Genomic DNA, 25,055 nt, shown 5'->3' with positions numbered 1-25,055 from the left:
CACCTAAAAAAATTAAAAAACAAAATTGACCTAGAGTATAGCGTATATAGATGGTGATCAAAATCACCACTTCAAGGGCAAATAGGGCAGAAAATCAGTTTTTTTGCTGCGCTTCTTGAATCTCATCGATTAAACGCAAAAAGCTATCTAAACGTCGTGGCAAAATTTCACCCGCTTCAACGGCCTGTTTAAGCCCACAATTCTTTTCATGAGTATGTGTGCAATTACGAAATTGGCAAGATCCTAGATGTGCGGCAATGTCAGGAAAGCCCATACGAATTTTTTCTAAATCGAGATGCCAAAGCCCAAACTCACGAATTCCCGGAGAATCAATTAAGGCACCATTTTTACCGAAGTTGATTAAGCGCGTAGAGGTTGTCGTGTGTTGTCCAAGTGCAGAGTTTTCAGAAATAACATTAGTTTTTTGCTCTGCATCTGGAATGAGCACATTAATTAAAGAGCTTTTTCCTACACCTGATTGCCCTACAAATGCGACAGTTTCACCATCTAAACGCTCAGATAAAGCAGAGATATCTCCCTTCTTAGACTGACAAATCATCACTTCATAACCCAACGTTTTATATTCTTCTAATAGGGTGAGAATTGGGTCATTTTCAGTGAGTAAATCAGATTTATTGAGGACCAAAAGAGCAGGAATGTTAGCGTCTGCACAAGCAACTAAATATCGATCAATTAACGTTGGAGCTGGTTCAGGAAGCGGTGAAAATACAATCACAATCAAACTGATATTTGCTGCCACTGGTTTAACTTTGTGATAGCGGTCAGGGCGGGTAAGTAAAGATGTACGTGGGTGAATGGCTGTAATAATGCCTAAACCCGTATTTGGATCTGCCTGCCATTTAACACGATCACCAGTTACAAGTAACTCAAGATTAGTTCGAGTATGGCAACGCCAAACGCTATTGAGTTCGATCGGCTTCCAGAATGGTTCTGGTTCTCCTTCGGCAACTTGTGGTTTTTCTGGGTGATGCTCAGGTACAGAGAGGGCTTGTACTTCAAGTTGACGGCCATAGTGTTGTACAACGAGTCCATCTAGATCCTGTGAAGTATCGATCTCTTCTTGGCGAGTTTTATGCTGTTTTTCAATACGACGTTGCTGCTGTTCAGTTAAACGACGCTTACGAATTAAAGCCATTCATATCCCAAAAAAACCATTGTTTGAAGACCGCAAAAATAGCATGAAGCGGCTATAGAATTACAGCGCGGAAGCAAGAAATTTGCTACTATTGATGTTTTTACGGCATTTTAGAACGTACATTCATGAGCAGTACTTTAAATACACGATTAATTTGGATTGATCTGGAAATGACCGGATTAGATACCGATAATGACCAAATTATTGAAATCGCAACAATTATTACAGATGATCATTTAAATGTACTTGCCGAAGGTCCTGTTTTGGCTATTCATCAACCTGATCGTATTTTAAATGCAATGGATGAATGGAACACTCGTCAACATGGGCAGTCTGGTCTGATTGAACGAGTTCGTCGCAGTAAATTAACAGCTCGTGATGCTGAGTTACAAACTTTAGAATTCCTAAAAAAATGGGTGAATCCAAAAGTTTCCCCAATGTGCGGTAACTCAATCTGTCAGGACCGCCGTTTCTTACACCGTCTTATGCCTGAACTTGAGCAGTATTTCCACTATCGTAATCTTGATGTATCTACGGTAAAAGAGCTTTCAAAACGCTGGCGTCCTGAAATTATGAGTGGCCTGAAAAAGAATGCATCACATTTGGCAATGGATGATATTCGTGACTCAATTTCAGAGTTAAAATATTACCGCGAATATTTCTTTATTATGAATACAGATGGTAAAGATTGATTACGTTGTAGATGTGATATGAAAGGGAGGCTTAGGCCTCCTTTTTTATTGCATAAAGGACATTGTTACAATAATGCCGATCGCCTGATTTGGCTTTCATATTCATTTTGCTTAAAATGATGTTTTAAATTTTAATTATAAAAAGAGAGCATTTATGCAAAGTAATAACCCGATACTGACGCGCGTTGAAACGGTCAGTGACTATAGTCAACCGATGACTGTGCAAGGTGCGATTCAAAAATCTGTTATGTTGACAGTCATTGCAGCTGCTGTGGGTGTCGCTTTATTTTTCTATGCAGCCTTTACTGCAAATGTTGGTATTGCTTACGCGGCTTCAATTGTGGGTGCAATTGGTGGCTTGGTTTTAGCTTTAATTACAACGTTTAAACCAACGACCGCGCCAACATTGGCAATTCCGTATGCCTTATTTGAAGGGGCTTTTTTAGGTGGTATTTCGTTTACTTTCCAGTTGAAATACCCAGGTGTTCCACTTCAGGCTTTATTAGCAACTTTCGTTACGACTTTGGTGATGTTTGGTTTATATAAATTCCAAATTATCCGCGCAACTGAAAAGTTTAAGTCAGTTGTAATCTCTGCATCTTTAGCGATCTTTATTGTATTTATTGTGCAGATGGTCATGCGTTTAGCATTTGGTTCAAGTGTTCCTTATATTTTTGAAAGTAACTGGTTAGGCATTGGTTTTGCTGCATTCGTCGCAGTCATTGCTTCGCTTAATCTGATTTTAGATTTTGATTTAATCGAAACTAATGCAGCATATCGTGCACCAAAATTCATGGAATGGTTGTGTGGTATCGCATTACTTGCAACTTTAGTATGGATGTATATTTCTTTCTTACGTTTACTGGGCTTACTGTCTGACGACTAAGATTGCATTCATCTAGAAGTCGCTCCTCATCAGGAGCGATTTTTTTTTCGTGCGATTTTTGAAAAAAGATGCATTATGCAATTTCGAAAACCGCCGAATATTGGCATTATGCTTGAAATTGTTTTGAGTGAGATCGGCATGACACAAGGACTTTTAGCAGGTAAGCGCTTTTTGATTGCAGGCGTTGCTAGTAAATTATCAATTGCTTTTGGTATTGCACAAGCATTACACCGTGAAGGTGCAGAGCTTGCGTTTACTTATCCAAACGAAAAATTAAAAAAACGTGTGGATGAATTTGCTGAGCAATTCGGTTCTAAGCTTGTGTTTCCATGTGATGTTGCTGTTGATGCTGAAATTGATAATGCATTTGCAGAACTTGCAAAACATTGGGACGGCGTAGATGGTGTTGTGCACTCAATTGGCTTTGCACCTGCACACACGCTTGATGGTGACTTCACTGACGTGACTGACCGTGACGGTTTTAAAGTTGCTCATGACATCAGTGCATACAGCTTTATTGCAATGGCTCGTGCTGCAAAACCTTTATTACAAGCTCGCCAAGGTTGTTTGTTGACTTTGACTTACCAAGGTTCTGAGCGCGTTATGCCTAACTATAACGTTATGGGTATGGCAAAAGCTTCTTTAGAAGCTGGTGTTCGTTACTTGGCATCAAGCCTTGGTGTTGATGGTATCCGTGTAAACGCGATTTCTGCGGGTCCAATCCGTACTTTGGCTGCTTCTGGTATTAAATCTTTCCGTAAAATGTTAGATGCCAATGAAAAAGTTGCGCCGTTAAAGCGTAACGTAACGATTGAAGAAGTAGGTAACGCAGCATTATTCCTATGCTCACCTTGGGCTTCAGGTATTACTGGTGAAATTCTATATGTAGATGCTGGTTTCAATACTGTAGGTATGAGCCAATCTATGATGGATGATGAATAATTAGATTTATCTAATTAGTATAATAAAGCCGCTTTAATAGCGGCTTTATTCTTATTATCACTAAGTTTTTGAATAGGGGGGCCATTCGAAAAGGATTTTTACAGCATTAAGCCCAGTATCGCTAAAGAGTATATCTAGTAATTTTAGTTGGATGAAAAACTCTATCTTAATCAATCTTGTATAAATTTATCCTGATATTTATAATTCGATCATATCTGCGATTTGATAACCGAGATTAGTGATTCTAAATATTTCACCTTTATAGCCGCGATCTTCAATTAAATTTTCATCTTTTAGTTCTTGAAGAGCTGATTTCCAACGGGCAACCTCTCTTGGTTGTTGTGATGAAATCAAATTTTTACCATTAGTTTGAATGTCTTCACCCCCTATATATCTTAGAGACATAATAGTACCGTTGCTATCGAGACTTGCTTCTTTAAGTAATATACGAGCCTCGTTTGATAAAGTTGGAAGTGAAGTTTTAGATTTTATCACTTCAGTTTGATGTAGTAACGATTCGCTTATTTCGAATTTAAATAAAGAGTGTTCATTAATTTTAAGTTGAAGATGGCGATAAAATTTGTCTTTGAAGTCAGATTGGCTATCATAACTTTGATATAAGCCACGAGTTTGACAACTTTTTTTAAACTTACTTAATTCAGCATATTGATTTGGGTCAACTGTGTCCATTACAACAGGCTGACTGGAAAAATAAAGCATCGCTGGTTTATCAGTGGATATATGTTTTTCGATTTCCTCAACAGTGCCGCTAGCATATTCTGTGGTAGGTGTTCCAATACGTGTCCAAAAAACACCAATAAGGAAGTCACATTTATCTAAAACTTGGTTATTTATGATTTCTTGAGGAGATGCCCCCATTTCAGGAGATGAATGAGATTCCCATCCAACAGGTAATAAAACAATATTTCGTGATTTTGAATGGACAGCATTCCACTCATATATTACGTCACGAATGATAGTCCTTTCAGATGCAACATCTCCAGGAGAGGCTATCATTACATTGAATACTTTAGCTTCATAACTCATAGTTTGAACTCTTTTTGTAAATATGACTAATTGGATTTTCTATCTTATTTGGATTTATTTTATTCAGTATATAAAGCAGTGATATTAACGTTAATATATAAAATTTGATTAGCAAAATCAAAATACTATCAGCTCATCGAAAATGAACTGATAGTATTGAGTAAAACAATAGCATCTAGAGTACTACAAGTTACTGAGGAAGTTCTTTTACAGGTGAACCACCTAAAGCTTGCATGAGGGTGACATACGCGTTGTATTGGCTTTGCTTGGTTTCAACGAGGCTTAACCGTGCAGTACGTGTGGTTTGCTGAGCATCAAGAAGTGTTTTTAATGCGACAGCACCATAACGGTAACGGACTTCGGTTAAACGTTCAGTTTTTTCTGCAAGTTCAACATTACGCTCCTGTAACACTACTTGTTTGTCGAGTTCTGTACGACTCGATAAAGCATTTTCTACATCAGCAAAAGCCTGATAAAGCGTTTGACGATATTGAATAATCGCTTTTTCATAATCCAGATTGCTAATCGCGATATCTTTCTTCATATCGTTATATTGCAAAAACGGTAAGCTTAAACTTGCACCAAGCGTGAGAGCAGGGTTACGTAATAACTCCGTTAACGATGTGCTGCTTGAGCCTAGACTGCTGGTTAAGCTAATCGAAGGGTAGTAGCTCGCCTTAGTAGCATCTTTAGTTGCTAATGCTTTTCTTAAGCGTAGCTCACTTGCTTGCAAATCAGGGCGTCGCGATAAAATATCTGCAGGTAAACCAGCACCAATGGCAGGAAGAGCAGTGCGTGGTAAACGCTTTGGCTCTTGAATATTTAATTGCTGTAATGGTTCATGCAATAACACTGCAATAGCTGTTCGTGTTTCAACCAGTTGTTGTTCAATCTGGCTTAAGCTTGCTTTTTGGCTTTGTACTGATTGTTCTGCTTGAGTCAGATCTACACCTGAAACAGCACCAGCTTTATATTGAATCTGAACTAAGTCATAAAGCTTTTGAGAGGTTGCGAGACTTTGCTGAGCAGTCGCATAACGTTCATTTAAATAACCCAGTTGCCAATAGAGTTTGGCAGTGGTTGCAATTAAACTTTGCCCCGTGGCTTGTAAGTCTTGTTCAGTTGCTAAAGCTTCCCATTTACTTGCTTCGGTTTGGCGTGCAAGCTTGCCAAATAAATCAAGCTCATAGCTTACGCCAGCGTTCATTGATAGACCTTTAGCACTATCATCTCCCGAATTTAAATCGAAAGAATGCCCTGTAGAAACACTTGAACTGGTTCGTAAGTCTTGTTTGTTAGCGGTTAAGTCAGCTTGTAGACGGGCTTGCTTTAGAGCAATACCTGCAACTGCTAAATCACTATTACGTTCTAATACATTACTTACAAGTTGATTGAGCTGTGCATCGTTAAAGAGTGTCCACCAACGGTCAGAATATTGATTGGCAGACATGGTTTTTGTTTTTGCTGTGTCATACTGAAAACTACCCGGAACTTGTACTGCAGGTGTTTCATAAGGTGTTTTTACTACAGCTGCACATCCGACAAGAGAACCTGTGAGAAGAAGTGCTGTGCTGAGTTTAGTCATAGAGAAAGACATGCAATTTTCCTTATTCTCGAGATAGTGCGGCAACAGGGTCAAGTTTCGCGGCATTCTTGGCTGGTAAGAAACCGAATACGACACCAATCAGTGTTGAACAGACAAAGGCTGCAATAATAGAGGTGCTTGAATAAGCCACACTAAAGTTACCACCAGCAAATTTATTAATAAGTTGCCCAAGGCCAAGCGATAGTAAGACGCCAAGCACACCACCAATTAAACACACCAAAATTGCTTCAATCAGGAATTGCTGCAAAATATCACTTTGACGAGCACCTACGGCCATACGTACACCAATTTCTTGAGTACGTTCGGTCACCGAAACCAACATAATATTCATGACCCCGATACCACCAACGACCAATGAAATTACGGCAATTGCTGAAACGAGAAGGGTCATTGTGCTGGTTGTTTTCTCGATGGTTTGGCGGATACTATCACTGTTCATAGTGAAAATATCTTGTGCACCATGGCGCTGGGTTAATAAATTCACAATTGCATTTTCTGCGGCAGCAGTTGAATATTTGTCATTAATACGAACCACAATATTACGTACATTAGATTGTCCTAACATACGGCTCATCACGGTTGTATAAGGCATATAGACATTTAGCGTGTCATCTGAGCCCATACCGCTTGTTTGCGGTTCTACAACACCAATAATACGAGCAGGTACACTACCGAGCAGTACCACTTGACCGATTGGGTTGGTACCGTCACTAAAGAACTGTTTTTGAGTATTGGTATCAATGACCACATCCTGTGAGCGATCACGGACACTACGTTGATCAAAAGTTTGTCCATCTTTAAAGACCAAACCTTTCACATCGAAATAATCGTTACTCACACCATTAATGGTCGCATTAGCTTCATTTTGTTGATAACGCATGGTTTTGGATGTACTAACGATTGGGCTGACTGCACTAACATACGGTTGAGTCATTAACGCATCGGCATCGGCAGGCACCAAGGTTTTAAAACTTGCAGTTTTAGAGTTGTCACCAAAACCACGGCCCTGAAACACGGTAATTGTATTTGTTCCCAGACTGCTAATATTACTTAAAATTTGCTGTTGAGAGCCTTTACCTAGCGCGACAACCGTAACAACCGATGCAATACCAATAATGATCCCAAGCATGGTTAAAAAAGTACGCATGCGGTGGGCATTCATAGACAGTAAAGCCATTTGGAAGGCTTCTGATAAACGGTCTAAAGTAGAACGCCATGCAGAAATACTTTTGCCTTTCTTCTGTTTACCTTGTAAAGCAGGAGCGGCATCAGGATCAGTCTTGATTGGTTCGGCTGCTTGATCAGGAACATTAGGGCGGTCACTAATAATCTCTCCGTCACTAATCTCGATAATACGAGTCGCATTTTTTGCAACTTGCATATCATGGGTGACTAAAATAATAGTGTGACCTGCGGCATTGAGTTCACGCAAAATACGCATCACCTCAACACCACTATGAGAGTCAAGCGCCCCTGTTGGTTCATCTGCTAGAATAACGTCACCGCCATTCATCAGCGCACGGGCAATAGAAACACGTTGCTGCTGACCACCAGAAAGTTGGCTTGGTCTATTGAGTGTTTTTGTGCCCAACCCTAATTCAGTCAGTAGAGCGGTTGCACGTTGTTTACGCTCAGAAGGCGTAACACCAGCATAAACAGCTGGAACTTCTACGTTACCTTCGGCAGATAAGTCGCCCAGTAAGTGATAGCGCTGGAAAATAAAACCAAAATATTCACGGCGTAGTCGAGCCAGCTGATCTGGCTCAAGTTTACCTGTTTCTTGTCCATTAACCTTGTAACTACCACTCGTAGGTCGGTCCAAACAACCCAGAATATTCATGAGGGTTGATTTACCAGAACCAGATTGACCGACAATGGCAACTAGTTCACCTTCATAAATGGTCAGATCAATGCCTTTTAAAATTTGTATCGTGCTTTCGCCAGCAGGGAATTCCCGGACTAGATTGCTGACTTCAAGCAAAGCTTGTTTTGTCATGCTTACATTCCCATTGGGCCACTACGGCGACGGTTATTACTACTATTTGCTGATGCAGCAGAAGTATCTGCACTATCAGCAATGACAACTTGATCACCTTGTTTTAAGCCCGCAAGAACTTGCGCATTTACACGGTTGTTAATGCCAACCAAAATTTGAGTTGGTTTAGTTGTGCCATCAGCTTGTAATACACGTACAACACTTAACGTTAATTTACCTTGTTCAATTAACTGTTTTTGTTCAGCAGTCAAGTTTAGGCGTTGTAGACGAGCACCATTACCTTGAGATTTTTTAGCTGCTTCAGGTGAAGAACTTGATTTATCAGATGCTTGGCCTGATTTTCTTTGACCTGAAAATTGTTTAGAACTCAGTGCTGATGATGGAACGAGCAGGGCATTTTTAGCTGAGTTTAATACGATATAAACTTGTGCAGTCATATCAATACGCAATTTACCATCGGTATTTGGCACATCGAATAAGGCATTGTAGTAAACAGCCGAACTGGTTGTTGAGCTTGTTGTACTTGTTGATTCGCTTGAAATTGAGTCAGGAGCAGGCTCAATTTGACGTAAAGTTGCGTAGCGCTTAGTTTCATCACCTAAGGTTGTAAAGTAAACCTGTTGTCCTTTTTCAACTTTCATAATGTCAGCTTCACTGACTTGCGCCTTAATCGTCATGTTTTGTAATTTTGCAATTTTGACAATTGTTGGCGCGCTTTGGTTTGCGTTTACAGTTTGACCTTCTTCAGTCACAATCGCGACAACCGTACCATCAGTTGGAGCAACAATACGTGTGTAACCAATATTGGTTTGTGCCGTAGATTTTGTGACTTTTGCAGATTCGATTTGTGCATCTAATGCTTTAATTTGCGCCTGAGCTGTTTTATAGCTTGCCTCAGCCGATTCTAAATCTGCACGAGGCGTTGCATCTTGCGCATACATTTGTTGCTGACGGCGGTATTCAAGTTGTTTTTCATTTAAAGAAGCAACTTGTTGAAGGCGCTGCGCTTCTAAATTTTTAATATTCGCATCAGAAGTTTTTAAACTATTTTCTTGGGTGGTTGAGTCAATTTGTGCGATAAGTTGACCTTGTTTGACTTGATCGCCCAACTGTACATACATCTTTTTGACCTGACCAGATACCTGTGCACCGACACTAATCAGTTTGGTTGCATCAAGTGTACCTGTTGCAAGGACATTATTTTCAATATCTCCGCGTGTTACCTCAGCAGTAATATATTGAGGTTGCTGCTCTTTAGGCTTTAAAAATTTCCAAGCTAATACAGCAATAATGGCTATACAGACGATGATAATAACAAGTTTGATTGGCTTTATTTTTGGCATGGCGAGAGGTCGAAAAGTCTAAAATTTAATTTAGTATAAAAGCGAAATGAGGATAAAACGTGAATTTTTATGATATTTCAGGAATGAAGAAAAATGATTCGGCCGAATTATTGTATAAATAGTGTTTTCCCACATAATTCAGCAATAGCCTGCTGCATTAAATGTTGGGCATTTTCATTCGACATTCCTTTAATTGCCGCATCAACTTGCAATAGAAGGGTAGACCAGCCTAAAAACTGTTGAGGATTTAATCTTCTTAAAGCTTGTTGATATAAACCAACCTTTGTTTTCCAGATACCAAGTTGTAATGCATTATGAGGCTGCTCAAATAATTGCATCAGTAAACGCATTTCTTTGCTTAGTGTCCATAAAATCAGACTTTCTGGTTCGCCAGCAGCAATTAAATATTGAAAAATTTTAATAGATTGAGCGAGATTACCTTCTAACAGTGCGTCACTTAAATCGTAAGTGGTGTAACGAGACTGATCTTGTAAACAAGCATACAACTGTTCAATTTGAATCAGTTGTTGGTCTGGAAAAGTATCTCTTACACGCATCAAGCTATTCTTAGCTGCGAGCAGATTATGCTCATGATGCTGCATGAGCCACTGCCATGCGTCATTATCGAGTTGAATTTCAAGTTTCTCTGCTTCAGCAGATAAAATTCTTTGACGGTCTTGCGGATAGTTTGCCGTTAGGGCAACGACAACACCATTTGCTTCCACAACTTGGAAAAAAGCAGACTTTAAGCTACTACTATCTTGCTTAGGTAAAACAATTAAAAGCAGGTTAGTTTCATTATGTTGAATATAACTTTTAAGTTGTTTTAGCCCATTTGCGTCAGGCTTTATATTGCCATGTACTTCAATGGCAAGCTGCTGAGAAAATAAAGATAAGCTGTTAAGAGCGTTAAAAACATTTTTCCAGTCGCTTACACTACTAATATCGTAGCGCTGTCTTTCAACTTCTTGTTGTTGCCAACTTTTACGAAAAGCATCTAATAAATTTTGTTCCAGCAAAGGTTCTTGGCCATGTAAAATCCATGCACCCCGTGCTTCCGGAATGCGTTTTAAGGCTTGTAAATAGTCAATTTTCATTGCTGGTAAAAATAAAGATTAAGGCTGAGCTTTTGGTAAACGGTTTGCTGAAATCTGACGAGTAATTTGCTGTGCAATGTCATCAATCACAATACGTTGTAAATAAGATTCTTGCTGATTTTCGGTGTTAACCGTTGCAAGATCATACTGATAACTACGAGATGCAGTTAATGAACGTGGTTCAGTAATTTTATTACCCTGACGGTCTTCAATCTGGAAGGTTACGGTTAAGCGTAATAATACTTCTGTTAGTTTTCCATTTAAAAGCTGACGACGTGGTGTGTACTCTAAAACACGGAGTACGTAGGCATCATTATCATTGCTGAATTGAACACCATTTGCAGCTAAATAAACTTTTAACTGGGTTTCTAAATCATCAGTTTTAGCTGGTAACTCAAGGCTTAATTTTTTATAAACAAGCGGAGTTGCAGTCGGGTTGGTTCCTTTTAAATGAAATCCACACCCGACTAAGCCTGCACTAAGGCCTAAGGTCAAAACAACAGCGGCTAAACGTTTGGCAAAGTGCATGCTTGATCCTCTCATTAATAACTTTAATTAAACCACGAGGTTAACTAATTTATTTGGAACCACAATTTCTTTCTTTGTTGGTCCTGTTAAGAATTGTTGAACTTCTGGAAGGGCTTTAGCTTGAGCTAATAGATCTTCTTTAGAAATATCAACAGAAACTTCAAGTTTACCGCGAAGTTTACCGTTAACCTGTACAACAATCGTTTGCGTATTACGAGTTAATGCAGAGGCATCGACTTCAGGGAATGTTGCTTCTGTTACATCCGTACCAAACTGAGCCAATAATGTTTGACTTAAGTGCGGTGCAAATGGAGCAAGTAAAGTTAACAGTGTGGTGATCGCTTCACGTTCTACAGCAACGTCGTTGTCATCTTTTGCTTCAAACTTGTTGCTCGCATTTAACAATTCCATCAAAGCAGCAATCGCAGTATTGAATGCATGACGACGTTCGATATCATCACTTACTTTTTGAATAGTTTCGTGAGTTTTGCGACGTAAATCTTGAGCATCTTTAGACAAGTTAGCAGTATCAATCGTAGAAGCTTGATTGCCTTTTTCAAGGAAGCTTGCTACAAGGCGCCACACACGTTTTAAGAAACGGTTTGCACCTTCAACACCTGCATCAGACCATTCTAAAGATTGATCTGGTGGAGCAGCGAACATCATAAATACACGTGCTGTGTCTGCGCCGTATTGATCAATAATCGCTTGTGGGTCGATACCATTGTTTTTCGACTTAGACATTTTTTCTTGTCCGCCGATCACAACTTCTTGACCGTCACCTGAATATTTTGCAGAAAGAATACGACCTTTTTCATCGCGCTCTAACTCAATATCAGCTGGGTTAAACCAAGTTTTCTTACCATTTTCTGCTTCACGGTAGAACGTGTCTGCAAGCACCATGCCTTGAGTTAACAAGTTGGTAAATGGTTCATTACCTTGTACAACGCCTTCATCACGCATTAATTTGTGGAAGAAACGTGCATAAAGTAAGTGAAGAATCGCGTGCTCAACACCACCAATGTATTGGTTCACAGGAAGCCAGTTTTGAGCTGCTTCAGGTTTAACCATACCACCAGTGAAGTCTGGAGACGCATAGCGTGCATAGTACCAAGATGACTCTACGAAAGTATCTAAAGTATCTGTTTCACGACGTGCATCGCCGCCACAACAAGGACATTTAGTTTCATAGAATTCAGGCATTTTATTAAGCGGGTTGCCTGAACCATCTGGTACAACGTCTGTTGGTAATACAACAGGAAGTTGATCTTCAGGTACTGTGACTTGACCACAAGTATCACAGTTAATCATTGGAATTGGGCAACCCCAGTAACGTTGACGAGATACACCCCAGTCACGTAAACGGAATTGAACTTTAGAATTTGCTAAATTTTGTGGTTCTAATTTTGCAAGGAATGCATCAAAAGCAGCTTGGAATTCTAAACCGTCAAACTCGCCAGAGTTAACAAGTTTACCTTCTTTAGAACCGTACCATTCTTGCCACTCAGTTGCAGAGTAGTCTGCATCGTCAGCGCCTTTGGCATCAATTACTTGCTTAATAGGCAAGTTGAACTTGTTTGCAAATTCGAAGTCACGTTCGTCATGTGCCGGCACAGCCATGACTGCGCCAGAACCATAAGACATTAATACGTAGTTTGCGATCCAGACAGGAAGCTCTTCACCAGTTACAGGATGTTTTACAAACAAACCTGTCGCCATGCCTTTTTTCTCGGCTGTTGCCAAGTCTGCTTCTGCAACTGAACCCATGCGGCACTCTTCAATAAATGCAGCCAATTCAGAGTTGTTTTCAGCAGCTTTAAGCGCAAGAGGGTGTTCTGCTGCAACGGCAACATATGTCACGCCCATAAGCGTGTCAGCACGTGTTGTATAAACAGTTAAGCCATCAGCATAAATTCCGGTATTGGCAGATGGGAAAGTAATTTCCATGCCTGTAGAGCGACCAATCCAGTTACGTTGCATGGTCAACACTTGTTGAGGCCAACCGTCTTGTAGGGTGTCTAGGTCATCTAATAATTCTTGTGCATAGTCAGTAATACGGAAGTAGTACATTGGAATATCGCGTTTTTCAACCAATGCACCAGAACGCCATCCGCGACCATTTTCAACTTGTTCGTTTGCTAAAACAGTTTGGTCAACTGGATCCCAGTTTACTGTTGAAAGTTTACGGTAGATCAGGCCTTTTTTATAAAGCTGAACAAATAACCATTGTTCCCAGTGATAATACTCTGGTGTACAAGTTGCAAATTCACGATCCCAATCTACAGATAGACCTAATTTTTTTAATTGGTCACGCATGTAGGCAATGTTTTCAAATGTCCATTTTGCCGGAGCAACTTTATGGGCAATTGCTGCGTTTTCCGCAGGTAAACCGAATGCATCCCAACCCATAGGTTGTAATACAGTTTCACCTTTTAAACGGTAAAAACGGCTAATCACATCGCCAATTGTATAGTTACGCACATGCCCCATATGCAGCTTGCCGCTTGGGTAAGGAAACATTGACAGGATGTAACGATGTTTACCTTCGACAGTGTCGGCAACTTTAAAGACTTTACGATTTTCCCAATCTTGTTGAACTGATGGTTCAATCGTGTTTGCTTGATATTCGGGGTCAATGTGAGAAATAGTCATAGACGTAAGCTATACAACAAAAATTGATATTAAAGATTGTTGCACAGCATAGCGCAAAATCGACAAAAATGCAGTTTTGGGATGGATTTATTTTCCGTTAAAAATTAAACAAGAATAAACCTGAAAAAAGCGGGGTAATCATAAAAAAAGAAAAGTGGAAAAATCAAATAAGATGAAAAAATAGTCAGTTAAAAAATAATCATAGAAAAGTGTTTCTTTAATCTTGACTTTAGTGAATTAAACAACAAAAATGCTTCCTTTAGTTTTATATGCGATTATTTGATCACCCTTCGAATAACCGTCATGTTTTGTAATAGACATTCTCTCTAGCCGAGAGATTGATTTTACTTAAAGTATGTATATCCAGACATACTTTATTAATGTTAAAAAAGCTTATACGGCTGAAAAACAGAAATTTTTCTATTGCAACGAAAACTAGACAATATGTGTGCTATAACAGTGCAGACAATTCAATGAATGAAACACTATTTGTGCCTTCCATAAATAGTGATAAAGATTTTAGGGTGAATCACGTTGGAACTTTTATCTGGTGGTGAAATGCTCGTTCGTGCTCTTGCGGACGAAGGCGTTGAACATGTTTTTGGTTATCCAGGCGGCGCTGTATTACATATTTATGATGCGCTATTTCAACAAGACAAAATTAATCATTACCTCGTACGTCATGAACAAGCTGCTGGTCATATGGCAGATGCTTACTCGCGTGCCACAGGTAAGACTGGCGTAGTACTGGTCACTTCTGGACCTGGCGCAACTAATACTGTGACTCCAATTGCAACAGCTTATATGGACTCAATCCCAATGGTGATTTTGTCTGGCCAGGTTGCATCACATCTTATTGGTGAAGACGCTTTCCAAGAAACTGATATGGTGGGTATTTCACGTCCTATCGTGAAACACAGCTTCCAAGTTCGTCATGCAAGCGAAATTCCTGCAATTATCAAAAAAGCATTTTATATCGCAGCAAGTGGTCGCCCTGGTCCAGTTGTAGTCGATATTCCTAAAGATGCGACAAATCCTGCAGAAAAATTTGCGTACGAATATCCTGAAAAAGTGAAGATGCGTTCTTATCAGCCACCTTCACGTGGTCATTCTGGCCAAATTCGTAAAGCGATTGATGAGCTTTTAAGTGCAAAACGCCCTGTAATTTATACGGGTGGTGGTGTTGTTCAAGGTAATGCATCGGCATTATTGACTGAACTCGCGCATTTACTAGGTTATCCGGTGACTAACACACTTATGGGCCTTGGTGGCTTCCCTGGTGATGATCCACAATTCGTGGGCATGTTAGGCATGCACGGTACTTATGAAGCAAATATGGCGATGCATAATGCTGATGTCATTCTTGCAATTGGTGCGCGTTTTGATGACCGAGTAACCAATAACCCAGCAAAATTCTGTGTGAATGCTAAAGTTATTCATATTGATATTGATCCGGCGAGCATTTCAAAAACAATTATGGCGCACATTCCAATTGTAGGGGCAGTTGAGCCTGTACTTCAGGAAATGTTGACGCAATTGAAACAATTAAATGTGTCTAAGCCAAACCCTAAAGCAATTGCTGCGTGGTGGGATCAAATTAATGAATGGCGTAAAGTTCATGGCTTAAAGTTTGAAACCCCGACCGATGGCACAATGAAGCCACAGCAAGTTGTTGAAGCTTTATATAAAGTCACTAACGGTGACGCCATCATTACTTCAGATGTGGGCCAACACCAAATGTTTGGTGCGTTGTATTACAAATACAAACGTCCACGTCAATGGATTAACTCAGGCGGATTGGGCACCATGGGCGTAGGTTTACCTTATGCAATGGCTGCGAAGCTCGCTTTCCCAGATCAACAAGTTGTTTGTATTACTGGTGAAGCTTCAATTCAAATGTGTATTCAAGAGCTTTCGACGTGTAAGCAATACGGCATGAATGTGAAGATCTTGTGCTTGAATAACCGTGCTTTAGGTATGGTGAAGCAGTGGCAAGATATGAACTATGAAGGTCGTCACTCAAGCTCATACGTTGAATCATTGCCTGATTTTGGCAAGTTAATGGAAGCTTATGGTCACGTTGGTATTCAGATTGATCATGCTGATGAACTAGAGTCGAAGCTTGCTGAAGCAATGGCGATTAATGATAAATGTGTATTCATTAATGTCATGGTTGATCGCACGGAACATGTTTATCCAATGCTGATTGCAGGTCAGTCTATGAAGGATATGTGGTTAGGTAAAGGGGAGCGTACATAATGAGACATATTATTTCTGTACTCGTTGAAAACGAAGCTGGTGCGCTTTCTCGCCTTGTTGGTTTATTTAGCCAACGTGGATATAACATTGAAACACTGAATGTTGCGCCAACCGAAGATCCAACTTTGTCACGCTTAACATTAACAACTTATGGTGATGACCATAAGATTGAACAGATTACAAAGCAGCTCAATAAACTTGTTGAAGTTGTAAAAGTAGTTGATTTATCAGAAGGTTCACATATTGAGCGTGAACTGATGTTGATTAAAGTAAAAGCGTTAGGTGCTTCACGTGCTGAAATTAAGCGAACAGCGGATATTTTCCGTGCGCAGATTGTAGACGTGACACCAACGACCTATACCATTCAAATAGCAGGGACAACTGAAAAATTAGATGGTTTTATCGATGCGCTTGCAGAAAACACTATTCTAGAAGTCGTTCGTTCAGGTGTATCTGGTATCGCCCGTGGCGAAAAAGTATTAGCCATTTAATTTTTTAAAAAGTATTTTAGCGGAGAACACAAATGCAAATTTTTTACGATAAAGACTGTGACTTATCAATCATCCAAGGCAAGAAAGTAGCGATTATTGGTTACGGTTCTCAAGGTCATGCTCATGCACTTAACCTTAAAGACTCAGGCGTAGACGTAACCGTAGGTTTACGTGCAGATTCAGCTTCTTGGAAGAAAGCTGAAAATGCAGGTCTTAAAGTTGCAGAAGTTCCTGCTGCTGTTAAGCAAGCTGACCTCGTAATGATTTTGACTCCAGATGAATTTCAATCACAACTTTACCGTGACGTGATTGAGCCAAACATCAAAGAAGGCGCGACTCTTGCATTTGCTCATGGTTTCTCTGTTCTTTACAACCAAGTTGTTCCACGTAAAGATTTAGACGTAATCATGGTTGCTCCAAAAGCACCAGGTCACACTGTACGTTCAGAGTTCCAACGTGGTTCAGGTGTTCCTGACCTAATTGCAATCCACCAAGATGCTTCTGGTAATGCACGTAACGTTGCTCTTTCTTACGCTTCTGGCGTAGGTGGCGGCCGTACAGGTATTATCGAAACTTCATTCCGTGAAGAAACTGAAACTGACTTATTCGGTGAGCAAGCAGTTCTTTGTGGTGGTGCGGTTGAATTAGTAAAAATGGGCTTCGAAACTTTAGTTGAAGCTGGTTATGCACCAGAAATGGCTTACTTCGAATGTTTACACGAACTTAAATTGATCGTTGACTTAATGTTCGAGGGTGGTATTGCTGACATGAACTACTCAGTATCTAACAATGCTGAGTACGGCGAATATGTAACTGGTGTTGAAGTAATCAACGAACAATCTCGTGAAGCAATGCGTAATGCATTGAAACGTATTCAATCTGGTGAGTACGCGAAGATGTTCATCCAAGAAGGTGCGTTAAACTACCCATCTATGACTGCTCGTCGTCGTCAAAATGCTGCACATGGTATTGAAGTAACTGGTAATAAGTTGCGTGCAATGATGCCATGGATTCAAGCAAACAAAATCGTAGACAAAGAAAAGAACTAATTTTCTTTATCTAACGTTTTAAAAGAACCCTGCTTTAAGCAGGGTTCTTTATTTATACTATTTTATTTGAATATGAAAATTGCGATTAGGTCAACTTGATTAGATTAAATAAATTCTATATTTTTCATATAATTGGCTGCTTAATTTTTATTTACTTTATTGATTTATAAAGTAAAAAATACTTGACCAAAAGATAGATAATGTTATTGTTTATAACTGACTGAATAAGTCAAATTTACTAAAATTTCTTTAACATGTTTAATTGTATTTTGGGCAATGAGTTGAACAAAATAAAAAAAAGTATTGAATAATCATGGAAGTCCAATATGGGTCATGTTGATTACGATAGCACATTGATCGTCGGCTCTTTTATTGCAGCTGGCTTCATTTGTTATATTGTAATTTCCATGGAGCAGCTAATATTCAAGCAAGTCTATAAGAAATTTGAGTCCTTAATTTTATTTATTAATGGATTGCTACTCGCCTTAGCAATTAACATCGTCCATATTGTTGGTATACAAGCTTATCATCTGTTTGATGCAGCTCACTCTAATATTCCTTTAATTGCAATATCTTATGCTATTAGTGCATTGTTATCTTGCATTGCGATGTGGTTGACTTCGCGTTTTACGCTCCCTTTATTTAGACTCATTTTGAGCTCGATTATTATGGGAATCGGAATTTCAGCTTCATATTACATTAGCATGTTGGGCTGGAATATTAATGTTTATAAAAAAGATTACACTTCGTTTTTACTCTTATTTTCTGTATTAATTGCAATGAGTGGTTCAGGGCTAGCATTTTTATTAGCCTATAAATTAAAAGACACGGAACGATATCGCTTAACTTTAAAAATCGCATTTTCTGCTATGATGACCTTAAGTATTATGGGGATGCACTACACAGCGCTTATTGCAACAAATATTACTGATAAATTTGTTAGCCAATATCAGGCTGAGCATGACTTATTATTATTTACAATTATTCTAGTCACCTGTTTGGTACTCGTAGCAAGTTTTATTGTTGCAATGTTAGAGCAACGTCTTACTCAACAGAATTTAGAGCTGCGTAAGGCAAATAAAGAATTAGCTAACCTATCTATACAAGACAATTTAACCAAATTACCTAACCGCCTTTATTTAGTGGATTATGCTGAAGTATTACTTTCAGATCATCGATACAAAGACCAGAAAATTGCTTTCTTATACATTGATTTAGATCGATTTAAATCGGTGAATGATGCATTTGGACATCATGTGGGTGATCAATTACTTATTCAGATGGCGAACCGCTTACATTGGCAACTCAATGAGAAGTGTAAACTGCTTAGAATTGGCGGTGATGAGTTTTTACTTATTGCCGAAAATACAAATGCCGATGAAGCAGTTATTTTGGCTGAGAAAGTTTTACAGCTGATTCAAGAGAGTTATCAGATTTCTGGTAAAGAAATTAATATTTCTGCAAGCTTAGGAGTGGCACTATTTCCTGAGCACGGACAAAATGTTCAGGACTTACTCATGAACGCTGATGCCGCGATGCTCATGTCTAAAGAACAAGGCCGAAATACTTACACCATCTTTAGTTATTCAACCCATCAACAAGAAACGAGAAGTCAGTCAAAACTGATCAATGATCTTTATAAGGCTGTAGAAGAAAAGCAGTTCATCCTATATTACCAACCAAAATTTAATACGAATCTTGAGGTCTGTGGCGTTGAAGCATTAATCCGTTGGAATCATCCAGCTTTAGGAATACTCACACCGCATATGTTCATAGAAGGTGCAGAAAAAACGGGTTTGATCATTCCCATGGGATATTGGGCACTTGAGCAAGCTTGCCTGCAAATTCAAGAGTGGGAACGCAGTAACACCCCATTTTATCCAGTCGCAGTAAACCTATCTGCACTACAGTTCGAAAATAAAAAATTATTTAGTACACTCGAAGCATTATTGAAAAAATATCAAATTCAACCTCATCACTTAATTGTTGAGATTACTGAATCAACTGCAATGCGACATATTGATTTAAGTATTCGAGCTTGTGAGCGACTACGTGATATGGGCATTCGAGTCGCAATTGATGATTTTGGAACAGGCCATTCAAGCTTTTTATATTTAAAAGATTTACCTGTAGATGAACTTAAAATTGATCGTGGTTTTATTGTAGATTTAAAACCGGGGTCAAAAGAAGAAGTCATTTTAGAAAGTATTATTCATTTGGCCAAAAAGTTAGGTTTAACCGTAACAGCGGAAGGGGTAGAGACTCAGCAGCAAGTTGAGATTTTAACCCGTTTAGGTTGTCAGCAATTTCAGGGTTATTTATTAGGAATGCCTGTTCACGTCGATCAACTGATTGAATCTCAAGGTGCTCACTTCGCTTAATCTTTTCTATATCGATTTTTAAACCTAACATTTCCTTTTAATTTTATCTTTAAAGAACAATTAATTAAAATAAATTTATCTTCTAAAACATACCTATATATTTGTAGTAGTGAATAGTATTAGTTTCTCAGTTAGTTGAGTATTTTACATATAATAATTTATGAATATATACTGCAAGTATAAAGTAATACTAATAAGTTTATTGTTTGGGATATAAATTTCAATGTTTATAATTGATTAATATAATTTATTATTAAGTTTGTATAATAAATTTTTATTTTTTATAAAATATAGTTATTTAAATTTTTAAATATTTTAAGAGGTAGAAATCGTGGTGGAGTTTGGTTTATGCTCCACCGAATTAAAATATTGTTTATTTTTTTTAAAATGTAGAGTTCTAGCTGATTTATAGGTTATGCAGTTTCGAACTCTTGAACTGCTTCAAATTTAATAATCTTTTTAATATAAGACCATGTTTTTTTGGAGTTAATTTGTGATTTATTTATTGTGCCATCAATAATAATGCCATCAATAATGTTAAGAAAAAGACTAGTAAGTGTATGAGTATCTTTGATTTCTAATTCTAGAAATATTGTGAAAACCAATTTGTAAATCCACTCTCGATATTTATTCACTTGATCTTTAAGAGAGGGATACAATTGCATGACCTCAATGGTTGCTTTTTTAAATAAACAACCATTGAAATCATCTGTATTGATCCAGTCAATATACCAGTTAAAAATACTTTTAAGTTTAATTAATGGATCATCAATATTGCTAACTATTTGAAATAAAGAAGCTTGGACTTCTAGGTTTCTTTGGCGAAGACATTCTTCAATTAAATTTTCTTTAGAAGAAAAGTACTTATAAAAAGTCATTTTTGCAACGCCTGATTCAGCAATAATACAGTCAACTCCAATAGAGGTATAGCTTTTCTGATTAAAGAGGGAGGTGGCTGTTGTTATAATATTTTCTCTTTTTGACATCGGTTTTCCTGTCACAAATATTTTTGATTAACTTTGCTATTGTAAAGTATGAAAGCTTAAAGAAATTTTCTCTAATCATATTTAAAAAATTATATTTATTCAATATCTTGATTTGTAGTTAAAAATAAAAACAAATATTTCTAATTGGCAATATTTTACTTTTTTTAAAAATTATTAATTAATTCGTTGATTTGTTGAGTTAACAAACATAATATAAAATTGTTAAGTTTTGGTTTGTGTAATTTATTTTAGCAATTGAATGCAAAATTTAAATAAAAATAAGGCCTATAACTTAACTATAAGAACAAACTTTTTACTGAGAATGATTATGTCAAAAAAATTTGAAGACTTTAATAATCCAAGAGAAAAAGCATTGCAAGGGATGAGAAATAGTATTCCTACAAAACAATGGGAAGAAAATTTAAAATTTCTCGAACAGTTAAGAAGTAAAATTGCGGAATTACCCGTTTCTAAACATCCTGCAATTGAGGTATTAAATAATGGGTATCTCGATAAGGCGAGTTTAATTCATATTCATTTAGAATATCGTCATGCGATTGTACAAATTTTTACTGATGCTTTATTAAAGGCTCAATTTTTAACAAAACAATTGGAACCTAAACTCCACTCTGGTGCGAAGATGTATCCACGGGTATTATTAAGTTTAAATATACTTGATGAGTTTGGTTTCCGTCCTGGTTTAGGTAAAGATAATTATTATCTAGGGAATCCTGAATATGCTCACTATCCATTATATGAAGATTTACTTAATGATTATGGTTTAACAGAGCTTGATCGTCGTAACTTTAAACCATCAAAAATTTCAGATCAGGTTAGATCATTTTTAGAATCTTCTTATGATAGTTATATTAATGTCGTAGCATTATTAGCTGTTGCAGAAGAAGAAGTCATTCTTTTTAGTCCTCCATTACGTCAAGCAACCAAATTCGTAAATATCGATGTTGAAGGCGGTGGTTACTACCATGTACATGGTGTATCTACGGATGAAACATCTGAGGCCGCTGATGACGATCATGAAGATGACTTGTGGTTTGCATTAGCACAAGCAATTACAAAAGATGATTATGAAAGCTTAACCAAGCTATGTATTGATTACTGTGCTTTATGGAATGAGTTCTGGGATGCACAAATTGCCGATGTTCAATTCATTGAAGAAAAGAAATTGGCGTAAAGATTCTATTAAGTCTTGATCAAGCCCCATCTTAAACAGGTGGGCTTTTTTAATTGTAAAATTTCTAAGGAGCTAAACTACATTCTCAAAAAAGATCTAAAAAGTTTGTGAATAACTCATGGCTTATCAACAATCATTAAACAGTTCTATAAATCTGCTACAATTACGCCAATTTTTATTTTGATCGACTTTAGGTCTTTGGCACTGCAATCTCCGCAGTAGGTGTATTTCATGAGTTTTAAAGATGAGTTAGCGGCACAGGTTGCTCAACGCCGCACATTTGCCATCATTTCCCACCCCGATGCCGGTAAAACGACCATGACAGAGAAATTACTGTTATGGGGTAAAGCAATTCAGGTTGCAGGGATGGTAAAAAGCCGTAAATCTGACCGCGCAGCTACATCTGACTGGATGGAAATGGAAAAAGAGCGTGGAATTTCCATTACCACTTCTGTTATGCAGTTTCCTTATAAAGGTCACACCATTAACTTACTTGATACACCGGGACATGAAGACTTCTCTGAAGATACTTATCGTACCCTAACTGCAGTTGACTCTGCATTAATGGTGATTGATGGTGCAAAAGGTGTCGAAGAACGTACCATCAAATTGATGGAAGTTTGTCGTATGCGTGACACTCCGATCATTTCATTTGTAAACAAGATGGACCGTGAGATTCGTGAACCACTTGAGTTGCTGGATGAAATTGAGAACGTCCTCAATATTCGCTGTGTACCAATTACATGGCCATTAGGGATGGGACGTGATTTTGCTGGTGTATACAACATTCTTGAAAACAAATTGTATGTCTACAAAGCAGGCTTCGGCTCAACTATTACCGATATTGAAGTACGCGATGGTTATGACCATGCAGATATCCGTGAAAAAGTAGGTGAGCTGGCTTGGGCATCTTTTGAAGAGTCACTTGAGCTCGTACAAATGGCGAATGAACCTTTAGACCGCGAATTATTTTTACAAGGTAAACAAACTCCAGTTCTATTTGGTACAGCATTAGGTAACTTTGGTGTTGACCACGTGTTAGACGCATTTATGAATTGGGCACCAGAACCTAAAGCACATCCAACACAAGAGCGTGTTGTCGATGCTAAAGAAGAAGGTTTTTCTGGTTTCGTCTTTAAAATTCAAGCCAACATGGATCCGAAACACCGTGACCGTATTGCCTTTATGCGTATTTGCTCAGGTAAGTACGAGAAAGGTTTGAAAATGAATCATGTACGTATTGGTAAAGATGTTCGTATTAGTGATGCATTGACATTCCTTGCGGGTGAGCGTGAACATCTAGAAGAAGCGTGGCCAGGTGATATTATTGGTTTGCATAACCACGGCACAATTCAAATTGGTGATACTTTCACAAGTGGTGAAAATCTACATTTCACAGGTATTCCTCACTTCGCACCAGAGATGTTCCGTCGTGTGCGTTTGAAAGATCCATTAAAGTCAAAACAATTGCAAAAAGGTTTGAAAGAGTTGTCTGAAGAAGGCGCAACTCAGGTATTTATGCCACAAATTAGCAATGACTTGATTGTGGGCGCAGTTGGTGTGCTTCAGTTTGATGTGGTTGCTTACCGTCTGAAAGAAGAATATAAAGTTGACTGCGTGTATGAGCCTGTAAGTGTTAATACGGTTCGTTGGATTCATTGTGATGATGACAAGATTCTCAATGAATTTAAGAAAAAAGCACATGATCAGCTTTCTATCGATGGTGGTGGTCACTTAACTTATCTTGCACCAAGTCGTGTCAACTTGCAGATTATGCAAGAGCGTTGGCCTGATATTCAGTTCCGTAACACACGTGAACACTAATCTTTAAGATTTGACAGACAGCTTCGAACAGAAGCTGTTTTGTTTTGAAAAATAAGAAAGGATGATGAAATGAATTTGAATAGAAAGACAGTTATTGCACTTTTAGTTGCGGTAATCATATTACTTTTAGCTATTTGCCTTTTTGTCTGGAAAAGCTTTCAACCTTCATTATCTTCTCAAATGAAATCAGCTTCTACCCAAAATCAAAATATAGAGAAAGCGGAAGTACTACCATTTCTAAACTTGCAACAAGTAAAAGCTGATTATGCTTTGCCATTTTGTGAGAAGAAAAATTGTATTGATGTCGATATTCAAACAATAAAGACTCAAGATGCATGGCTAAATGAATGGATCGCGAAAAGTCAGGCTAAAGTAATTCAAGATCAAATTGATTTGAAAAAAGACTTAAGTTTGCAGCAAGCCATTAATGCTTATGTTAAAAAGTCTGATGAATGGCAAGATAAATATTCAAAGAATCGGGCTTATGAATTGCATCTTCATACCCGTATTGCATCGCAGCGTAACCAATATGTTTTATTGCAATTAGGACTTGATACCAAGCAGGAAGAGCTCACGATTAAAGACCGTTATTACTTTTTTGTGGCCGACCGAAAACTGCATAAGAGCTTAACTTTGTTAGATGTTTTACAAAAAGATCAACAAACTACTGTGCATCAAATGGTGCAGGTGGCCTATCAAGACTGGTTAAAAAAGCAGACTGCTGACATAAAGAAAGAAGCACCAAAAACTTTATATTGGGGGCAGGCAGATTGGTTCTTTGATGGTGAAGGCGTTGGTTTACATTATCAGGCCAACCAGATTACTAAAGAAGCGCCACAGCTCGATATTTATTTATCTAAAGAACAGACCAAAAAAATATTACAACCCGAGGTTTATGAACAAATGTTTTAAGATGGTAGCAGAATTT

Annotated in this window: 19 protein-coding genes; 10 read left to right on the top strand and 9 right to left on the bottom strand. The window is 38.2% G+C overall.

From position 1 onward, the window contains the following. Positions 1-94: 94 nt before the first annotated feature. A complete protein-coding gene (rsgA, locus tag ACYU0V_RS15700; protein WP_005066188.1) occupies positions 95-1,156 on the bottom strand; it encodes a ribosome small subunit-dependent GTPase A in 1,062 nt (353 codons plus the stop codon). A gap of 125 nt (positions 1,157-1,281) precedes the next feature. Here rsgA and orn point away from each other — a divergent pair, with 125 nt between their 5' ends. From orn to ACYU0V_RS15685, 3 genes are all read left to right on the top strand, one after another. Continuing rightward, a complete protein-coding gene (gene orn / locus ACYU0V_RS15695; protein WP_000099436.1) occupies positions 1,282-1,848 on the top strand; it encodes an oligoribonuclease in 567 nt (188 codons plus the stop codon). 154 nt (positions 1,849-2,002) lie between these two features. Continuing rightward, complete coding sequence (locus ACYU0V_RS15690; RefSeq protein WP_004794670.1) at positions 2,003-2,734, top strand: Bax inhibitor-1/YccA family protein; 732 nt, start codon at positions 2,003-2,005, stop codon at positions 2,732-2,734. Positions 2,735-2,872: 138 nt separating this feature from the next. Further along, the gene (locus ACYU0V_RS15685; protein WP_023274323.1) at positions 2,873-3,676 is read left to right on the top strand and encodes an enoyl-ACP reductase FabI; all 804 of its coding nucleotides are present in this window, start codon (positions 2,873-2,875) and stop codon (positions 3,674-3,676) included. A 198-nt stretch (positions 3,677-3,874) separates the two neighbouring features. On the opposite strand, the gene ACYU0V_RS15680 is transcribed toward ACYU0V_RS15685, so the two are convergent. The 7 genes from ACYU0V_RS15680 to leuS form a co-directional block, all read right to left on the bottom strand. After that, a complete protein-coding gene (locus ACYU0V_RS15680; RefSeq protein WP_199984150.1) occupies positions 3,875-4,723 on the bottom strand; it encodes a DUF4062 domain-containing protein in 849 nt (282 codons plus the stop codon). 190 nt (positions 4,724-4,913) lie between these two features. After that, complete coding sequence (locus tag ACYU0V_RS15675) at positions 4,914-6,308, bottom strand: efflux transporter outer membrane subunit (RefSeq protein WP_461849960.1); 1,395 nt, start codon at positions 6,306-6,308, stop codon at positions 4,914-4,916. 22 nt (positions 6,309-6,330) lie between these two features. Then, the gene (locus tag ACYU0V_RS15670; RefSeq protein ID WP_063098099.1) at positions 6,331-8,325 is read right to left on the bottom strand and encodes a MacB family efflux pump subunit; all 1,995 of its coding nucleotides are present in this window, start codon (positions 8,323-8,325) and stop codon (positions 6,331-6,333) included. 2 nt (positions 8,326-8,327) lie between these two features. After that, positions 8,328-9,668, bottom strand: a complete 1,341-nt coding sequence (locus ACYU0V_RS15665; protein WP_461848169.1) for a MacA family efflux pump subunit — start codon at positions 9,666-9,668, stop codon at positions 8,328-8,330. A 107-nt stretch (positions 9,669-9,775) separates the two neighbouring features. Then, on the bottom strand, positions 9,776-10,765 hold the full coding sequence (holA, locus tag ACYU0V_RS15660) for a DNA polymerase III subunit delta (protein ID WP_017398822.1): 990 nt from the start codon (positions 10,763-10,765) through the stop codon (positions 9,776-9,778). Positions 10,766-10,783: 18 nt separating this feature from the next. Further along, on the bottom strand, positions 10,784-11,293 hold the full coding sequence (locus tag ACYU0V_RS15655; protein ID WP_002115142.1) for an LPS-assembly lipoprotein LptE: 510 nt from the start codon (positions 11,291-11,293) through the stop codon (positions 10,784-10,786). 27 nt (positions 11,294-11,320) lie between these two features. Then, the gene (gene leuS / locus ACYU0V_RS15650) at positions 11,321-13,945 is read right to left on the bottom strand and encodes a leucine--tRNA ligase (protein ID WP_461848167.1); all 2,625 of its coding nucleotides are present in this window, start codon (positions 13,943-13,945) and stop codon (positions 11,321-11,323) included. A gap of 534 nt (positions 13,946-14,479) precedes the next feature. Between leuS and ACYU0V_RS15645 the strand changes: the two genes are divergently transcribed. From ACYU0V_RS15645 to ACYU0V_RS15630, 4 genes are all read left to right on the top strand, one after another. Continuing rightward, positions 14,480-16,204: an acetolactate synthase 3 large subunit gene (locus ACYU0V_RS15645; RefSeq protein ID WP_213688887.1), complete on the top strand. Its 1,725-nt coding sequence runs from the start codon at positions 14,480-14,482 to the stop codon at positions 16,202-16,204. Then, on the top strand, positions 16,204-16,695 hold the full coding sequence (gene ilvN, locus ACYU0V_RS15640; RefSeq protein ID WP_002114824.1) for an acetolactate synthase small subunit: 492 nt from the start codon (positions 16,204-16,206) through the stop codon (positions 16,693-16,695). The genes ACYU0V_RS15645 and ilvN overlap by 1 nt, the downstream gene beginning before the upstream one ends. A 32-nt stretch (positions 16,696-16,727) precedes the next feature. Next, the gene (gene ilvC / locus ACYU0V_RS15635) at positions 16,728-17,744 is read left to right on the top strand and encodes a ketol-acid reductoisomerase (RefSeq protein WP_002115094.1); all 1,017 of its coding nucleotides are present in this window, start codon (positions 16,728-16,730) and stop codon (positions 17,742-17,744) included. Between the two features lie 326 nt (positions 17,745-18,070). Further along, positions 18,071-20,125, top strand: a complete 2,055-nt coding sequence (locus ACYU0V_RS15630; protein ID WP_104074988.1) for a bifunctional diguanylate cyclase/phosphodiesterase — start codon at positions 18,071-18,073, stop codon at positions 20,123-20,125. A gap of 413 nt (positions 20,126-20,538) precedes the next feature. Here the strand turns inward: ACYU0V_RS15630 and ACYU0V_RS15625 are convergent, their stop codons facing one another. After that, the gene (locus ACYU0V_RS15625) at positions 20,539-21,111 is read right to left on the bottom strand and encodes a TetR/AcrR family transcriptional regulator (protein WP_151283441.1); all 573 of its coding nucleotides are present in this window, start codon (positions 21,109-21,111) and stop codon (positions 20,539-20,541) included. A gap of 328 nt (positions 21,112-21,439) precedes the next feature. On the opposite strand from ACYU0V_RS15625, the gene ACYU0V_RS15620 reads away from it, so the two are divergent. The 3 genes from ACYU0V_RS15620 to ACYU0V_RS15610 all read left to right on the top strand — a co-directional run bounded on the left by ACYU0V_RS15620 (position 21,440) and on the right by ACYU0V_RS15610 (position 25,039). Beyond that, on the top strand, positions 21,440-22,303 hold the full coding sequence (locus ACYU0V_RS15620) for a hypothetical protein (RefSeq protein ID WP_063098104.1): 864 nt from the start codon (positions 21,440-21,442) through the stop codon (positions 22,301-22,303). A 231-nt stretch (positions 22,304-22,534) separates the two neighbouring features. Next, positions 22,535-24,127, top strand: coding sequence for a peptide chain release factor 3 (locus ACYU0V_RS15615; RefSeq protein ID WP_005066204.1), 1,593 nt, complete (start codon positions 22,535-22,537; stop codon positions 24,125-24,127). A 69-nt stretch (positions 24,128-24,196) separates the two neighbouring features. After that, the gene (locus ACYU0V_RS15610; RefSeq protein ID WP_461848163.1) at positions 24,197-25,039 is read left to right on the top strand and encodes a hypothetical protein; all 843 of its coding nucleotides are present in this window, start codon (positions 24,197-24,199) and stop codon (positions 25,037-25,039) included. Positions 25,040-25,055: the final 16 nt, after the last annotated feature.

The organism is Acinetobacter sp. X9 (assembly GCF_054889255.1).
This window is presented reverse-complemented; position numbering and strand designations above follow the sequence as displayed.